Origin of the sequence: Poseidonocella sp. HB161398 (genome assembly GCF_005870025.1) — a bacterium.
Taxonomy (GTDB): domain Bacteria; phylum Pseudomonadota; class Alphaproteobacteria; order Rhodobacterales; family Rhodobacteraceae; genus Mangrovicoccus.
The window spans coordinates 1-959 of record NZ_VATA01000237.1 but is presented as its reverse complement, the minus strand read 5'-3'; the positions used below and the strand labels follow the sequence as shown (position 1 = coordinate 959).

At 69.7% G+C, this 959-nt stretch carries 1 protein-coding gene; it reads left to right on the top strand.

Going from position 1 to position 959, the window contains the following annotated elements:
* A partial coding sequence (locus tag FGX59_RS37015; RefSeq protein WP_206078567.1) for a GMC family oxidoreductase occupies positions 1-959 on the top strand: 959 nt, incomplete at both ends.

Below are 959 nucleotides of genomic sequence, written 5' to 3'. Positions count from 1 at the left end.
CAGGACGGCAACCAGCGGGTGTCGATGTCGGCGACCTACCTGCATCCCTTCATGGGCCGGGCGAACCTGCACATCCTGCTCTGCGCCGAGACCGCGAAGATCGAGATCGAGGGCGGCCGCGCCACCGGGGTCAGCTTCGTGCGCCGCGGGCGGCAGTACACGGTCGGCGCCAGCTCCGAGGTGATCCTCTCGGCGGGGGCGATCAACACGCCGAAGCTGCTGATGCTCTCGGGCGTGGGCGACGCGGCGCAGCTGGCGGCGCACGGGATCGAGGTGAAGCAACACCTGCCGGGGGTGGGGCAGAACTTCCAGGACCACATCCTGCTGGCGGGCTGCTGCTGGGAGTACATCGTGCCCGAGGCGCCCCGGAACAACGCCGCCGAATTCGTCTTCTACTGGAAGAGCCGTCCGGATCTGCCGACGCCCGACCTGATGCCGGTGCTGGAGGAATGCCCCTTCGGCTCGGAGGTGACGGGGCCGCAATACGGGCTGCCCTCCGCGCCCGACAGCGCCTGGACGCTGGCGCCGGGGCTGGCGCGTCCCGACAGCCGCGGCGAGGTGCGGCTGGGCTCGGCCGACTGGCGCGACGCGCCGGTGATCGAGGCGAATTTCCTGTCGGCTCAGACGGATGTCGACGCGATGCTGGCCTGCATCGAGATGTGCCGCGAGATCGGCAATTCCGAGTTCTGCGCGCCCTACCGCAAGCGGGAAGTCATGCCGGGGCCGCTGCCGAAGGCGGAGATGACGGAGTTCCTGCGCAATGCGGCGGGGACGTATTTCCACGAGACCTGCACCTGCAAGATGGGGCGGGACGAGATGTCGGTCGTCGACGGGCGGCTGAAGGTCTACGGGCTGGAGGGGCTGCGCATCGCCGACGGCTCGATCATGCCGGAGATCACGACGGGCAACACGATGGCGCCCTGCGCGGTGATCGGCGAGCGCGCCTCCGCCTTCCTCCG